The organism is Empedobacter sp. UBA1574, from assembly GCF_002322895.1.
In the GTDB taxonomy this organism is placed as follows: domain Bacteria; phylum Bacteroidota; class Bacteroidia; order Flavobacteriales; family Weeksellaceae; genus Empedobacter; species Empedobacter falsenii_B.
Genome location: NZ_DCOI01000032.1, coordinates 38,955 through 55,972, shown reverse-complemented (window position 1 = coordinate 55,972; position 17,018 = coordinate 38,955). Strand labels below are relative to the sequence as shown.

Genomic DNA, 17,018 nt, shown 5'->3' with positions numbered 1-17,018 from the left:
AACTGGTACTGTGACGGATGAAAATGGTCAAAAATTATCTAACGTTCAGGTTCAGGATCCTCAAACGAAACGATGGACACAAACAAATTCGGATGGCTTTTTTACAATAGAATTAACGAACGAGAATACTAATTTGTCTTTTTCTCAAAAAGGAAAAGAAACACAAGAAATTGTTGTAGATTCTTCAGAAAATAACGTTTCGATTGTGTTATACAATCAAACTTTACGTTTGGAACAAGTTGATATTTTCCCAAAAAAAAAGAAAGAATATTCCGAGATTACGCTTGGTAAAGAAGCAATAGAAAATGTGCAAGCGTTTTCGTTAAACGAAGTTTTGCAACAATTACCAGGACAAGTAACAATGGATTTTAATAATAACGAGTTCAAAAATGTTGTTTTTAGAACTGCGATTTCTTCAAATAATTTGGGATTATCAGGAAGTTTGTCAAGTAATACAAATAATGATCGCAAAGATTATTTTCAGAATAAAGCGTTTGGGACGTCGATTGTAGTCAACGATATTCCAATTTCGAACAATGAAAATATGCAAGCGTTTACTTCCTTATCTGGTGGTGGTTTCAATGATTTTAATAACCCTAGTTATGGTGTTGATTTACGTCAAATTACAACTGCTAATATCGATGAAGTAAAAATTATTCAAGGAATAGCTCCTGCAAAATATGGTGATTTAACTTCAGGATTAATCATCATCAATTCTAAAGTTAGTGCAACTCCCCTACGCGCTTCCATTTCGATGTTAGATGCGACGACTGAATATAATATGTCAAAAGGTTTTAAAATTAATGATAGAAATTTCTTGAGTTTGTCGGGTAATTATTTGGCTTCTAATGAAGATGTTCGCGATAATTTAAAATCCTATAATCGTATAACAACAAATGCGGCGTGGAAATCATCAAACAAAATCAATACATTGGTTAATACTTTAGAAGGAAGTTTCGCAATCAATAATGATAAAATAAAATATGATCCAGATGATATTTCGGATCCTAAAATAAAGAATGACAAGTTTTCGATTCGATTATCTAATAATCTGAAATGGAACTTGAAAAAAGATTGGATTGATGCTTTGAATGTTGATGCAAATATCAGTTATGAAAAGCAAAATTCGAAAGAAGAACGTTGGAATAATGTCGCAACTGCTGCGGTTACAACTTCTACGGAAAATGGAATTTCGGATGCGATATTTTTACCAAATCAATACACGTTTGTCAAAAATGTAGAAGGAATTCCGATGTCTACTTTCTTAAATATAGAAGGTGTGAAAAATTACGAATCTAAAAATAATTGGAACCATACTTTTTCTGTTGGTTTATCTTCTCGATCAAGCTCTAACAAAGGTCGAGGGACATATACGGACGAAAATACAACGCCTAATTATTATACATTAAGCGGTGCAAAAGGTGGTTTAGGTTATCGTGATTATAATTTCAAAAATACCAAAACGCAATGGCAATTGTCTGTCTATGCAGAAGATAGAATTGTAAAATTTGGCGAAAATGACAATGTTTTCAAATTAGATTTAGGATTTAGATTCGATAATCAGTATGGAAATAACACATTTCAACCGCGTATAAATACATCTTATGCGTTCAATAAAGTGTTTAGAATTCGTGGTGGATACGGTATTGCTTCTAAAGCACCTTCGTTAAATCAGCTATTCACGGGAGATCGAATTTATGATCGTTTGTTGGGAGACGGAATTTATTATGTCAACAATAAACAATATGGGTGGATTGAAACGTTTCTTTTGGAAGGAAATAACTTAAACTTGAAACCAAGTAGATCTTACAATTCAGAAATTGGTTTTGATGTTAATTTACCTTTTGGATCATTAAATGTAACAGGGTATTATAATCAATTGAAGGATGGAATTTCAAGAGTTGATCATGTAGCAACTTTAGAAGGTTCTACAATTAGTGTCGACACATCCACTTCTACTCCAACTTATTCTGTTATTGGGAAAGAAGCCTATCAAATTATTTATAATACTTTGGAAAATAATTTAGAATCGACAGATAAAGGTATTGAAATGTTTATGAATTTTAACCGAATCAAACCTCTAAATTTAGATATTTCAGTGAATGGTTCGTATACAAAAACTACAAATAATAAGCCTGTTTATGAATATTCGGCTTCTACAAATGTTTTAGCAAAAGAGAAATATGCTGTTTATTATAATCCAAAATCGAATGATGAAGCTTTAATGTTTGGAACAAATTTTAATTATCATTTAAAAAAAGTTGGATTGATTTTATCTCTTCGTACAGAACATATTTTTATTCAAAATCACGATAAATACAACAATAGAAATCCAATTGGTTACTTAGATGAAAATTCTGTTTATCACGAAATTCCTGTCGAAGATCGAGGAAATACAGAATTATACGGACATTTGATTAAAGCTCCACAAAAAACATTAGCAGAATTACAAAATTCATTGCATAATTTTCATTTACGTATTTCGAAAGATTTCTTAAATGGATTCAAAGTATCTGTTTATACAACAAATGTTTTTGGTTTAAAACCTACTTATATCAACGATTCTGGTGAAAGAATTGTTTCAAAAATCGCAAAATTTTCATTGGGAGGTAAAATTGAATATACTTTCTAATTCTAAACAATTTCAAAAAAGATTATTATGTTAAAAAAATATATACTTCTCACTCCTATTTTAGCAAGTTTATTATTTAATTCTTGTTCTGATGATGATTTTGGAAATTCAGCGGTTCAACCCGTTACATTTACAACAAAAGTTACTTTTGATAGCGATTTTGATGCTTCAAAATTACCTGTAAATGCGAAAACAATTCTAAAAAATATACAAACAGGAATGACGAATGAAGTAATTTATGCAGATGGTTTAATTTTTGGACAATTATTTGGCGCAAATACAGTCGAATCTCAACCATATTCCCAAGCAAATGGACAATTAGATTGGTCTAAAGGTGAAGGAAACACAAAAGGTGCAGAAGCAAATACAGGTTATGTGTATGTTGCGAATGCGGTTCGTATTCCAGGAAATGGAACGACTTATCCAGTTCAACCAGGACAAAGTATTACAATTGCGCAAACGGCGATAAATCACAAAGGAAATTACACCGATGCAAATGGTAAAGTAATCGAAATTCTAAAACCAGAGTTGACGGTCGATTTATCAAATGCAGATTTTGAGGTAAATATGACGAGCTATTTAGGTTCTCAATATTCATATGATATTCAAAATCCTGCTGTTCCAGATTTAGATATTGTTTGGTGGGCAAATGGAAATAAAGATTTATTGTTAGATAATTTAGGTCGTCAAGCTTATATTCTTTTTAGGGCTGATGAAAATGATATAAATGGTTTTGGAAAAGTTAAAAATCCATCAAATAAAACGACGTATCAGTATTTACAATTGCCGAATTATTTTATTTTAGATGCTGTAGAAACAACACAAGACATGGGAACTAAATTGGTTCCGAAAAAATTACAGAACAAACAAGATGCTGGTTACGCCTATTTAACAGCAGGATCTTATACATCAACATCTATTATTCGTAAAACTCAAAAAACAATTAATGGTCGTATAATTTTGAAGGATACAAACAATTCGACAAACGATTTTGTAAACATCAAAGCTGAACCAAAGATTTTTGCGCAATAGAAATTAAAAAACATGAAATCAATTGATTTAACAACATACGATAACAAATTATTGAAAATTGTTTCTTTTGCTTGTTTACTTTTAGGAAGTACATCATTTGCGCAAGAAAATGATTCGATAAAAGTAACTTCTAACGAAGCTGAACAAGTTATAAAGGATTTGAATTGGCAATTACCTGTTGCGACACATTCTTTACCGATTAAAGATTATACGCATACTGGAATTTATTTCAGTCATAAAAACAATCAATTTTCGCGTAAACAAACAGCAGAAGAAACAAGTCGTTACGGTTTTTTGAGCGAAGGTTTATATACAACTGAAAATGGTTTTAGAATTTTCGGAATGATTGACTTGCAGAAATTCAATGAAAAAAATCTTTCATGGAACCTTTCTGACGAGCGTACAGATGAGCAACAAGTGCTTTCTCCTCAATATTTCTACGTTCCGCGTGCAGCAGATTGGGATAATCAGCAATATTTGATTCGTGGTGGAGTTTCGAAAAATTTTGGCAATTTAACTTTGGCTGCAAAAGCTGAATTGAATGTCAACAAAATGGCGCGTAAATTAGATCCTCGTCCAGAGATTAAAAACAATCAATTAGTTGGAGAAATTCAAGTTGGTTATGAACTTTTTGAGGGACATCAGATTTTTGTGTTAGGTTCATATGGTCGAAAAGATAAAGATTATAGTCTAAAGTATAAAGGTAGAAATCAAGATGTAGAAGAAAATTCGAATACCTATTTGCGTTACATGGCTGGTTATGGTCGCGAAATTAATAATCCATTGAGAAATAAAATAGATAACGAAAAAACAATTTACGAATATTTTACACGAAATATCATTTCTAAAATCGGTGGTGGATATCAATTTAATTCAGACAATACAAAGTTGATTTTAGGTTACAATTACCAAGAAAATCAACAGCGAATGTATGATAGCAAAACAAAAGAAGATAAGTTCTTTATCTATGTTTGGGATATCAACGAGCATTTTGCTTATGCGAATTTTATGACAAAATTTGATAACAATACAATCAATACACGTTTAGATTTTTCGAGAAAAGATGGTGAAAATTACGATGTTTCTATCGGTGGAATGAATTATCAAAATCGTTTACAAAATCTAAATTTTGATGTTAACTTAGCTAATCGAGATGTTACGAAAATGAATTATTTTCTTGGATTCAAAACAAGCTATAATCAGAACAAATATTACGATGCTTTAGCTATTTATGACATGAAAATTAAATCGTTAGATGTTGGTATTTATGGAAATAAAGATTTAATGTTGAATGATAATTCGAAAATAAATATTGGTTTAGCTTTTAATTATTATGCTTTATTGGATTCTTATTTTGATTATACAAAAATGACTGGAATCAACGAAGATACTTTCTATGACAATGTAGCGGCTTATGATTATGCGTACAATACAACCAATCATTTTGATGCTTCAACTTCTATTCGCTACATTTTACCTGTAAAAAACAATAAAACAATCGAAGTATATACGCAGTTAAAAGGTATATTTGCAACAAATAAGAGCAATTTTACCGAAATCAATACAGATAATACGTATTTAATGAATTTCGGAATTCAATTAAATTATTAGAATGAAGATGAAAAAAATGCTTCCAATCGTTGCATTTGGTGCGACTACTCTATTTTATGCGTTTAACAGTAACAAAATAATCGATCAAGGTTATACAGTTACCGAATTACGTGCATTGTATAGTAGCGGAGATCAGTCAAAATGGCCTAAACCAACTGTTGACGAAAGTGTTTTGAAAGATGGTTTTGAAGATATTGGTACATTAGGCGAAGTTCCTTTTCCTAAAGATAATCCGTATTCTAAAGAAAAAGCTGAGTTAGGAAAATCCTTATTTTTTGATCCTCGTTTATCAAATTCAAATCAAATTTCTTGTGCAAATTGCCACGATCCTGAGCTGAATTGGGGTGATGGTCGTCGTGTTCCTTATGGCGAAGATCGACAATTGGGAGCGCGTAATTCGCCGAGTTTGATGAATGTTGCTTACTCAAAAGTGATGTTTTGGGATGGTCGTGCAAAAACATTGGAAGAACAAGCTGAATTTCCGATTCGTGATAAAAAAGAAATGAATCATCATATTGATTTTGCAACAAAACGAATTGCTGAAATTAATGGTTACAAAGAATTATTTAAAGCTGCTTTTGGTGACGAAAAAGTAACGAATGACCGTATTACAAAAGCAATTGCAACCTTTGAACGTACGATTTTATCACCAAAAAATAGATTTGATAAATTTATTTCAGGAAAATCGGATGAATTAACTGATCAAGAAATTGAAGGTTTACATCTTTTCCGTACAAAAGCGCGTTGCATCAATTGTCACAATACAGCATATTTTTCGGATAATAAATTTCATAATATAGGTTTGACATATTATGGTCGAGAATACGAGGATTTAGGATTATACAATACAACTAAATTGGCTAAGAATGTTGGTGAATTCAAAACACCTTCATTACGAGAAGTTCCTCAAAATGCTCCTTATATGCACAACGGACTTTTTCCTACGATTCGTGGTGTAATCAATATGTACAATGCAGGAATGTTCCATTTTCAACCAAATGAGAAACAGAAAATGATTCATTATTTCCGAAAACAACAGAGTTAGTTCAGAAATTGAATTTAACTGCTTCGGAAATGGATGCATTAGAAGCTTTTTTGATGAGTTTGAAACAGAATCAATACAAAATGCGTCCACCGCAATTACCGAATAAATAACAAATTATAAATAAAAAACGACTCAATAATTGAGTCGTTTTTTATTTTGTATAGTTTTAATTTTCAACTAAAATTTTTAATTGATTTTGAATAAATACTTGACTCAAATTATTATTGAGTTCATTATATTTTGATTTTAACACTTGATTTTTAGACGATTTGTAAACAGAAGCATCAACTTTATCAAACTTATATTTTGTTTCTGTGGTTTCAAAAGATTGTTCAGAAGTTTTTACAATTTCAATTAAAGAATTGGTCAAATCTTTCAATAAATTTAATTTTTTTATTTCAAGATTAACGAGATCATTTAATCGTTTTTCCTCTTTATCTTTTTGCACTTCATTTAATTGTAATTCAATTTTTTTCAATTCTCGTTGTTGCGCTGTATTTCCTCTCGAATAAATTGGAATAGAAAGATTCAATCCAATATATTGACTTTTGTTGTCTTTTAATTGATTTCCAAACTGAAAATTAGTATCCGCCAAACTCTTAATTTTCTGCGCATAAAAAGTTCCGTAAGAATAATTCAAGAAATTTCTTTGTATTTACGTTCGATTGTGTAAGATGAAAGCGCAAACAATCCAAATAATGCGATTGTAATCACAATAACATTTAGAATTTTGAACATTTTCTCTTGTTTTGTGTAATTCTCATACGAACGAGCAAATTGCTTATCAACAAATTCATATTCAAATGGATAATCTTGATTAACTTTAGCTTTCCAAAACGTTTCAATGTTATCGATGGTTTCTTTTGTATCTTCTGTGTCTATTTTAATCAGTATATTTTGAAGATTGGAAGGCATCCACTTTACAACTTTAAAATGAAAAAACATCATTGGTCTAATCTTAGCCTGTGGCTCTCCCAAATTAAAATCTTTTATTACTCCAACCAGTTTTAATTTTTGATTATTCCAATCGAACTCGTCATTTAACTTTAATGTTTCTCCAAAATGTTTTTTTGCGGTTTCATTAATAAGAACACTGGAAATTGTATCAGATGAGATTTTAGGATCTAAATCTCGTCCTTCTTTTACTTCAATTTTCATCATGTTTAGAAAGCCAAAGTCAATCGCCATATTATCTGTTACCAATTGTTTATCTTTTACTCTAAAACTTGTGTTGGATATTGCTCCACCGGAACCAAACTTAAATGCCGTTGCATTAATGCTTTGTACGCCTTTAATTTTTGCTAAATCTTGCTGGAAACTTTCGTAAAAATTGAACTTATTTTCTCCTAAATCCTGTCTTTTAAACGGAATACTAATCACTTGATCTCCTGAAAATCCCAAATCTTTTTTTGCAATATGATTCATTTGTTGAATAACAAGAGTTCCAGCTACAATAAAGAATGTAGCAATAGAAAATTGTAAAATCAACATTCCATTTCGTAACCAAATTCCATTCTTGCTTCTTGAAAAATTCCCTTTTAGAACGTTAAGCTCTTTAAAATTTGACACATAAATGGCAGGAAAAATTCCGGCAATAATCACAACTACAATGAAAATCGCTACAAGATATGGGATAAACGGGATAATTTCTATTTCCAGGTTTTTGTCAATCAGCTGATTATAACTGGGTAAACCTACTTCAACCAAAGCCAAAGCAACCACAAATGCCAAAACAGTTGTAATGGTTGTTTCTACAATAAATTGGACAACAATATTTCGTTTGGTTGCTCCAACCACTTTTCTGATTCCTACTTCTTTTGCTCTTCTAATTGCTTGTGCAGTGGAAAGGTTAATATAATTGATGATGGATAAAATTAAAATCAGATAAGATAATCCCAGGTTAATCTGTAAAAACAGTTTGTTTCCCATTCCTTCCGGAAGTCTTGAAACTTTGGCATTTAATCTCGAATCTTTTAAAGGCTGTAATTGTACTTTAACAGGTTCGTATATCTTTGAAAATTCTTCTACTGAAACTCCTTCTCGTTGCGCATTTTTAACTGTATTATTCTCATAAAATAATTGTGTAGCCAGTTTCTCTACTTCTAGTTTGTCTGCAGGATTTTTAAGCTTTATAAATAGTCCTGTGCCATAATTTCCCCAGTTATCCTTAATATCCTCTAAACGTGAATAAATATTAGAAATAACCATTTTAGGTTGAAAGCTTGTGTATTTTTCTGCTTTAAAAACACCATAAATCGGCATCTTTATTCCATCATATGTTGTCAAGATTTTCCCTACAGGGTTTTCTTTACCAAAGATTTTGATTGCTTCACTCTCTTCTATTGCAACACCATATCTGTTTTTGCGAAAATCATCTACACTTCCTTTTATAAACTTGAATGGAATAAAATCAAAAAAATTCTGATCTGTACTAGTAATTCCAGTAACATAAACTTTTTTATTATTGACGTAATAAGTTTCTTGCCCATACCAACCTTCAAACCAACAATAACTTTCTATCTTATCTGATTTTTCTTTTAAGTAACGAGGCAAAGGTTCAACACTTGTAGGCCAAGTTTCTCCACCTCTCTGAAATACAGTTAATGTTTCAAATACGCGACCAATATTCGGATTCCATTGATTGTAACTCGTTTCATCTTTCCAATATAAAGTCGAAAAAATAACACCAGCAATTCCGATAGCTAAACCAAGAATTGTAAGAAATGTAAACCCTTTATTCTTGATCGTATTTCTTAAGTATATTTTAAGCCAATTTTTTAGCATTGAATTTAAATTTTAGTTTTCTCAAAAACATTTACATTTTTCTGATTCATTTTTTCAGAAAGAATTTCACCATCTTTCATGGTAATAATTTTATCAGAGTAAGCCGCATCATGAGCCGAATGTGTCACCATCAAAATTGTAGATCCTTGCGCATGCAAATCGGTCAAAAGCTCCATGACTTCATTTCCATTAATACTATCCAAATTTCCTGTTGGTTCATCAGCCAAAATTATTTTAGGATTAATCACTAAAGCTCTTGCTACTGCAACACGTTGTTGCTGACCACCAGAAAGTTGCTGTGGATAATGTTGCAAACGATGGACAATGTTTAATTTTTCGGCAATTTCTTGCACTCGTTTTTTTCGTTCCGAGTTCGAAACTTTAGAATAAATCAAAGGTAATTCGATATTATCATAAACTGATAATTCATCAATTAAGTTGAAATTTTGGAAGATAAATCCTATGTTTTCTTTTCTAACTTGAGAGCGTTTCGATTCGTTTGCATTAGACATTTCAAGGTTATTCAAGGTATAACTTCCTCCATTGAAAGAATCCAATAATCCAATAATATTCAATAAAGTTGATTTTCCACAACCTGAAGGGCCCATAATGGAAATAAATTCTCCAGAATTGATTATTAAATTAATCTCATTCAACGCTTTTGTTTGAATATCTTCTGTGATAAATATTTTTGATAAGTTTTCTATTTTAATCATGATGTTATTTTTTTAATTTATTTTTTGTCATTCCGAACATAGCTTTTAGCGAAATGAGGAATCTGTATTTTATAGATTTCTCGATAAGCTCGAAATGACAGCTAAAATTGTGTGTTATTATTTTTTTATCGTTAATTCTTGTACTTCTTTATAATCTTCGTAATTCGAAATAATTACTTTTTCATTTACTTTTAATCCTGAGGATATCTCATAAACACTCGGATTTTCTCTTCCTAATTCAATTTTTCTTCGTGTTGCTTTATCATTATTAACAACAAAAATCCACTTCCCTTGTGTGGTTGTATAAAAGGAACCTTTCTGAATCACTAATTTCTTCTCTTTCTCGGATAAAATCAATTTTACTCCTACGGATAAACCTTCTTGTAAATTTTCAGGAATTTTATCAATAAATTCTAATTCTGTTTTAAATTTTCCATTTTTTATTTCTGGAGAAATCTTAGTCACTTTCACTTTTATGATTTTTCCTTTAATTTCGATTTGTCCATATTGATTTTCTTGAATTCTATCCAAATAATATTCATCTACCATTGCAACTAATTTATAACCGCTTAGAATATCCACTTTTCCTATGCTTTTTCCTGCTTCTATTGATTGTCCTAATGTCGCTTCAAAAGAACTTAAACGACCAGTTTCAGGTGCTAAAACCAAGAAATTTTGTTTGTTTTTCCGAAGCGTTACTAGACTTTTTTGCATGATAGCTAAAGCTTCATTAATTTGCTTTAATTGAATCGAATTTGATTCACGTTCCTTTACCAAACTTTTTTGAATAATTGCTTTTCGTTCTTGCTGATAGCGCATTTTTTCCTTCGTATTCTCCCACTCATTTTTTGCTAACACTTCTCGATCATATAACTTTTGATTTAGTTCATAATCTAATTTTGATTGATTAAAATCGTGTTCAATTCCTACAAAATCCTTTGATAGATCTAATTCTTGATTCCGAATAGATAGTTTTGCAACATTTAATTGATTCATTTGTTCAATAATTGCCGTTTCTTGCGTCAAAAAATTAAGTTCCGTATTCGGATTATATAATCGTGCAATTGGTAATCCTTTTGTCACCTTCTCACCATTTTCTACAAATATTTCTTGAACAGAACCACCTTCTATCACATTGATAAAGATTGAATTAATTGGTTCTATTTGTGCCTGAAAAACAACAAAATCTTCAAAATAATCTTCAGAAACGTCTTTTATCATCAATTCATTTGCACTTACAGTTAAAGTTCGCGGTCGATTCATCAAATAAAAACTCGAACCGCCTAAAATTATGGTCGTTACAGCAATTATTCCGAGGCGTTTATATTTTTTATTTTTTTGATTGATTTTCGTATCCATTATTTATTAAATTTACCAAACAACCGTTTATTTATGGTTATTTTACTAATTATCAATACGTAATAAATATGCCCAAAATTTATAATTTCTTAAAGCATTGAAATCAATTCTTTTAAAAAATTATATAAAAAATAGACTGTCCGAAAACGAACACTTATTTGTTCAGAAACGGACACATGACAAAACTGAATATGAAGAAAACTTTAGCCACTATACTGATTTTAGACGATCAAGAAGAAATATTAATTGCAAGTCGACTACTTTTGAAACGCCAATTCGAAACAATTATCACTTGTTCTGATCCTAAAAAGATTCCTCAAATCTTGGTAGAAAATGAAATTGATGTTGTTTTAATGGACATGAATTTTAGAACAGGTTATGAAGATGGAAAAGAAGGAATTTTTTGGCTGAAAGAAATTCAACATGCGCAACCAAAAACGAGAGTAATTTTAATGACTTCCTATGGAAGTGTAGAAACTGCGGTTGAAGGTTTAAAACTTGGTGCGATTGATTATATTTTAAAACCATGGGATAATGATAAATTAGTTAATCTTATAAAAGAAGCGATAAAACAACTTAGAAAATCGAGGAAAATAAAAGAAGCGAAAGAAAATAAGTTGTTTTACGGAAATTCTCCGAGTATCGAAAAAGTATATAAAATCACCAATAAAATTGCAAAAACCGATGCAACAATCTTGATTTTAGGCGAAAATGGTACAGGAAAATCAGTTTTGGCAAAATCAATTCATGAAAATTCTTCTCGAAATACAGAAAAATTTGTTCATGTTGATTTAGGTTCTTTAAACGAAAATCTATTTGAAAGTGAATTATTTGGATATAAAAAAGGTGCGTTTACCGATGCAAAAGAAGATACAATTGGTCGATTTGAAGCAGCAAATAATGGAACAATTTTTTTAGATGAAATTGGGAATTTACCAAATCATTTACAAGCAAAACTTTTGCAAGTAATTCAGAATAAAGAAATTATTCGTTTAGGAGAAAGTTTACCAAGAAAAATTGATGTTCGGATTATTGTTGCTACGAATGCGAATCTTGAAAATGCAGTAAAAGAAGGTCGTTTTAGGGAAGATTTATATTATCGAATCAATACAATTTCAGTTACAATGCCAAGTCTTAGCGAACGAAAAGAAGATATTAAACCTTTGATTGATTATTTTTTAGAACTTTATGTTGATAAATATGAAGTAGAAAAACCTATTATCCATGAACAAATTTTACATCAATTAGAAAACTACGATTGGAACGGAAACATTCGAGAATTGCAAAACAGAATCGAACGTGCAATTATTTTGGCTGAAGAAAATGAAATTACGATTGAAAATATAGGTTTCACAACATTTATTCCTCAAAAAATAACAGATAATTCAAATAATTTGAACGAAATAGAGCGAAATAAAATTGTAGAACGTTTACATTTTTTTGAAGGAAATATTAGTAAAACAGCCGAAAATTTAGGTGTTTCTCGTGCTGCTTTATATCGAAAATTAGAAAAATATAACATTACGAATTATAAATAATGAAACGCAATTCTCTTATTTTTCAGTTAGTACTCAGAATACTTTTTTTAGCATTTCTTTTGTTTATGTTGGCTTTTATTGGAATCAAAAATTATTGGTTTTCATTTACATTTGTATGTATTATTACAATTGTTTCGATTACGGAAATAATTCATTTTTCTAAAAATTATCTTTCTAAAAATCAGAAAATTATAGATGCTTTATTGTACAATGACTTTAGCTTAAATATTAATCAAAATCAATATAAAAAAGACAATTCTGTATTAAAATTATATCATAAAATTAGAGAAGAACATGTTTTAAATTCGTCTAAAGAAATCATTTATCATCAATTATTGAATGCAGTTCCGTTTGGCTTTTTGATTCTTAAAAAAGAAGAAAATGATCGAAAAATTATATTTATCAATCATCATTTTCAAAAGATATTTAGCGTTCCAAAATCAAGTTCGTGGAATTATCTAAAAAAATTGATTCCACAGTTTTGTGAAACTTTAGAAAATAAAGAATTTGATGATTTTAAAAGTACAATTGACATACAAATTAATGATGAAGAGCGACAAACTTATCTGATTCAGAACACAAAAACGTTGATTGCTCATGATGAATATGCGATTATTTTTATTGATTCGATTCAGCGCGTGATTGATTCCACTGAAAAAGAGGCTTGGATGAATATTATGAAAGTTATTGCGCATGAAATCATCAATTCTTTGACGCCTATTTATTCATTAGCAAATACCACAAAAACTTATTTTGAAGCGAATCATTTAGACAAAAATGATTATGATGATATTCGTTTGAGTTTGGATACAATTATGAATAGAAGTCAGCATTTACAGACGTTTGTAGAGCAATATCGTAAATTGACCATGTTACCAAACCCTGTTAAATCGTTACAAAATTTGTATGAAATTGTCCAAGGAATTGAACAATCTTTTTCGGCTGAATTTCATCAAAAAAATATTGTTTTTCAGAATTTAATTCCACAAAATATTGAAGTTGAAATTGATCGTATCTTATTTGAACAAGTTTTGATTAACTTAATCAAAAATGCGATTTATTCATTAGAAAATGTAGAAACTAAATCTATTGAAATTTCATCGAAACAAACTGATAATCGATTGCAAATTATTATTCAAGATTCTGGACAATTGATTGATGAAGAAATCATTTCCAAAATATTTTTACCTTTTTATACAACTCGAAAAGATGGTGCAGGAATTGGCTTAACACTTTCCAAAAACATTATAGAAGCGCACAAAGGTTATTTGTATTATCAACAAAATGATGGCGTGAAACGTTTTAATATCATCTTAAAGTAATTAGTAAAAAGTGTAACTTTAACCTCTAATTATATAATACTTTCTCGCCAAAATCTTTGGAAATTTGTCCCATAAAATTACTGTTATGAATGCACTAACACTTACTATACCGATTATCAATTTGAATTCAGAAAAAGATGTTGAACTCATCAATAAATTACTTTCTGAAATAGAAAATCTTGATGAATATGCTGTGAATTTAGATGCTAAAACGATTAACGTTTCGGCAAAGAAATTATGGAAAGTTTCCCCTAAAATCTACGAAACTTTAAAGCAAAATAACTTCAAAATAGATTCTGTCGAAAAATCGTATCCCGTTCTCAATATGACGTGTGCTTCGTGTGCGAGTAGTTCTCAAGCGAATCTTAATCGTCAGTTAGGTGTTGTAAATGCGGAAGTGAATTACGGAAATGGAATGGGAAAAATAGAGTACATTCCTACTCTAGTTTCTCCAGAAAATTTGAAAAATGCTTTAGTAGAAGTTGGCTATGATTTGGTGATTGATGAGTCTAAAAATCAAGATGAAGAAATAGAACAACTTCACGAAGAAAAATACAAAACGCTGAAAAATAAAGTGATTTGGGCTTTAATTTTTGGAGTTCCTTTATTTATTATTGGAATGTTTTTTATGGATATGCCTTACGGAAATTACATTATGTGGGCACTTTCTACGCCAATTCTTTTCATTTTTGGGCAACAATTTTTCGTCGGTGCTTGGAAACAATTGAAAAATAAATCGGCTAATATGGATACTTTGGTTACTTTGAGTACAAGTGTAGCCTATCTTTTTAGCGTTTTCAATACATTATTTCCAGAATATTGGCACAGCAAAGGTTTGCATGCGCATCCTTATTTTGAAGCTGCTGGTTTAATCATCGTTTTTATCTTGATTGGTAAATTGATGGAAGAACGTGCGAAAGGAAATACTTCCGAAGCGATCAAGAAATTAATCGGATTACAACCTAATACTGTGTTGGTTGTGAAAGATGGAGATCAGGTTGAAGTGAAAATTGAAGATGTACAAATTGGTGATTTGATTATTGCAAAACCTGGAGATAAAATTGCGGTTGATGGAATTATTGTTTCGGGAGAATCTTTTATCGATGAAAGTTCATTGACAGGAGAACCAATTCCAGTTGAAAAAGGAATTGATGCAAATGTTTTTTCAGGGACCTTAAACCAAAACTCTCCTATTCAATATAAAGCCTTGAAAGTAGGGAATGATACACTTTTGGCTCAAATTATTCAATCGGTTAAAAATGCACAAGGAAGTAAAGCGCCAGTTCAACAATTGGTAGACAAAATTGCAGGTGTTTTTGTTCCGATTGTAATTATTATTGCAATTCTAACGTTCATTACTTGGTTAGTTTTAGGTCAAGAAAATGCTTTTACAATGGCCCTTTTATCGATGATTACTGTCCTTGTTATCGCTTGTCCTTGTGCGCTTGGTTTAGCAACACCTACCGCGATTATGGTTGGAATGGGAAAAGGTGCTGAGCAAGGAATTTTGATCAAAAATGCTGAAAGTTTAGAATTAGCGAAGAAAATTGATACAATTATTTTAGATAAAACAGGAACAATTACAGAAGGAAAACCAAAAGTACAAGAATTGATTTGGTTTGATGATTCTGCTAAAAATATGCTTTATACAATCGAAAATAATTCGCAACATCCTTTGGCAAAAGCGATTACAGAACATATTGGAAAACAAGATATTTTACCTGAACTAAAAATTGAAGATATATCTGGAAAAGGATTGAAAGCTAATATTTTAAATGACACTTATTATGTTGGAAAAACAAGTTGGATTACTGAATTAAATATTCAAATTGATGAAAATGTAAAACAAGCTATTCAAGATTTTTCGATTAAAAATTATACTACTTCTTTCTTTGGAAATGATAAAAAAGTTTTGGGATTAATTGGAATTTCTGATGAAATAAAAGCAACTTCTGTTGAAGCTATTAAAGCTTTTCACGAAAAAGGAATTGAAGTTTGGATGGTGACTGGTGACAACGAATTTTCGGCAAATGCAATTGCAAAACAAGTCGGAATTGATCAAGTTGTCGCAAATGCTTTACCAAATGATAAAATGAGTATTATCAAAGATTTGCAGCAAAAAGGAAAAGTTGTTGCAATGGTTGGTGATGGAATTAACGACAGTGCAGCGTTGGCTCAGGCGGATGTTTCGATTGCGATGGGAAATGGTTCTGATATTGCGATTGATGTGGCAGAAGTTACCTTGATTGGCGGAGATTTGACAAAAATCGATCATGCAATTAATTTATCTACGCAAACGGTCAAAACAATTCATCAAAATTTATTTTGGGCATTTATTTACAATGTAATAGGAATTCCAATCGCTGCTGGAGTGCTTTATCCAATTAACGGATTTTTGTTAGATCCTATGATTGCTGGTGCTGCAATGGCTTTGAGTAGTGTAAGTGTTGTAACAAATAGTTTATTGTTAAAGTATAAAAAGATTTAAAAAAGATTTAAAAAAACTTTAAAATATTCATAAAAAAATCGGCTAAATATTTAGTCGATTTTAATCTTCTAATTCTTTGATTTTAACCTTTGAAGAAAAATCAGGATGTTTTGTATTGATTAAATAATTATATTCTTTTGGAATGATTGACGATGGAACTTTGATAACCAAATATTTAAAATCCTGATACCAAGCAGAACCAATCTCTTGTAACTCGGGATAAGCCTCTACAGATTGCCAATTCTTAGGTAATTTAGACTTTTTAATTTCATAAATTTCATCTTCTTCGCAATCAATTTCTATCACTAATAATTTGTACGAGTTATCAATGCTAATAGAACTTCTATGCACCACCAATTTTAAGGTTGAAAGCGCGCGAGAACTTCCTGCATAAATAACAAATTCATCATTTTTATTCCATCTGTTGGCAACTCCAGAAGCTTGTAATGATTTTGAATATCTCGCTTTACGAATATTGTAAACTAACATTG

At 30.4% G+C, this 17,018-nt stretch carries 12 protein-coding genes; 7 read left to right on the top strand and 5 right to left on the bottom strand.

What is annotated here, in order from left to right; all coding sequences use genetic code 11:
* Positions 1-10: 10 nt before the first annotated feature.
* The 4 genes from B3578_RS09795 to B3578_RS09780 are packed head-to-tail and all read left to right on the top strand — an operon-like array spanning position 11 to position 6,320.
* Positions 11-2,632 (top strand): TonB-dependent receptor, encoded by a 2,622-nt coding sequence (locus tag B3578_RS09795; RefSeq protein ID WP_291048252.1) that lies wholly within the window; start codon positions 11-13, stop codon positions 2,630-2,632.
* Positions 2,633-2,659: 27 nt separating this feature from the next.
* Entirely contained in the window at positions 2,660-3,664 is a 1,005-nt protein-coding gene (locus B3578_RS09790) for a DUF4876 domain-containing protein (protein ID WP_219035311.1), read from the top strand.
* A 12-nt stretch (positions 3,665-3,676) separates the two neighbouring features.
* On the top strand, positions 3,677-5,275 hold the full coding sequence (locus B3578_RS09785; RefSeq protein ID WP_291048247.1) for a DUF6850 family outer membrane beta-barrel protein: 1,599 nt from the start codon (positions 3,677-3,679) through the stop codon (positions 5,273-5,275).
* Between the two features lie 7 nt (positions 5,276-5,282).
* A complete protein-coding gene (locus B3578_RS09780) occupies positions 5,283-6,320 on the top strand; it encodes a cytochrome-c peroxidase (RefSeq protein ID WP_291048244.1) in 1,038 nt (345 codons plus the stop codon).
* 166 nt (positions 6,321-6,486) lie between these two features.
* Here the strand turns inward: B3578_RS09780 and B3578_RS09775 are convergent, their stop codons facing one another.
* The 4 genes from B3578_RS09775 to B3578_RS09760 all read right to left on the bottom strand — a co-directional run bounded on the left by B3578_RS09775 (position 6,487) and on the right by B3578_RS09760 (position 11,179).
* Positions 6,487-6,960, bottom strand: a complete 474-nt coding sequence (locus B3578_RS09775; RefSeq protein ID WP_286494825.1) for a TolC family protein — start codon at positions 6,958-6,960, stop codon at positions 6,487-6,489.
* A complete protein-coding gene (locus B3578_RS09770; RefSeq protein WP_286494824.1) occupies positions 6,957-9,104 on the bottom strand; it encodes an ABC transporter permease in 2,148 nt (715 codons plus the stop codon). The genes B3578_RS09775 and B3578_RS09770 overlap by 4 nt, the downstream gene beginning before the upstream one ends.
* Before the next feature lie 5 nt (positions 9,105-9,109).
* Positions 9,110-9,820, bottom strand: coding sequence for an ABC transporter ATP-binding protein (locus B3578_RS09765; protein WP_286494823.1), 711 nt, complete (start codon positions 9,818-9,820; stop codon positions 9,110-9,112).
* 117 nt (positions 9,821-9,937) lie between these two features.
* Positions 9,938-11,179: an efflux RND transporter periplasmic adaptor subunit gene (locus B3578_RS09760; RefSeq protein ID WP_291048238.1), complete on the bottom strand. Its 1,242-nt coding sequence runs from the start codon at positions 11,177-11,179 to the stop codon at positions 9,938-9,940.
* 191 nt (positions 11,180-11,370) lie between these two features.
* Between B3578_RS09760 and B3578_RS09755 the strand changes: the two genes are divergently transcribed.
* The 3 genes from B3578_RS09755 (at position 11,371) to B3578_RS09745 (ending at position 16,527) form a co-directional block, all read left to right on the top strand.
* A complete protein-coding gene (locus tag B3578_RS09755) occupies positions 11,371-12,717 on the top strand; it encodes a sigma-54-dependent transcriptional regulator (RefSeq protein ID WP_286494930.1) in 1,347 nt (448 codons plus the stop codon).
* 65 nt (positions 12,718-12,782) lie between these two features.
* Entirely contained in the window at positions 12,783-14,039 is a 1,257-nt protein-coding gene (locus B3578_RS09750) for a sensor histidine kinase (protein ID WP_286494821.1), read from the top strand.
* Positions 14,040-14,124: 85 nt separating this feature from the next.
* Positions 14,125-16,527 carry a heavy metal translocating P-type ATPase gene (locus tag B3578_RS09745; protein ID WP_286494820.1) on the top strand — a complete coding sequence of 801 codons (2,403 nt, stop codon included), beginning with the start codon at positions 14,125-14,127 and terminating at the stop codon, positions 16,525-16,527.
* Positions 16,528-16,587: 60 nt separating this feature from the next.
* Here the strand turns inward: B3578_RS09745 and B3578_RS09740 are convergent, their stop codons facing one another.
* Positions 16,588-17,016 (bottom strand): RES family NAD+ phosphorylase, encoded by a 429-nt coding sequence (locus B3578_RS09740; protein WP_286494819.1) that lies wholly within the window; start codon positions 17,014-17,016, stop codon positions 16,588-16,590.
* Positions 17,017-17,018 lie beyond the last annotated feature (2 nt).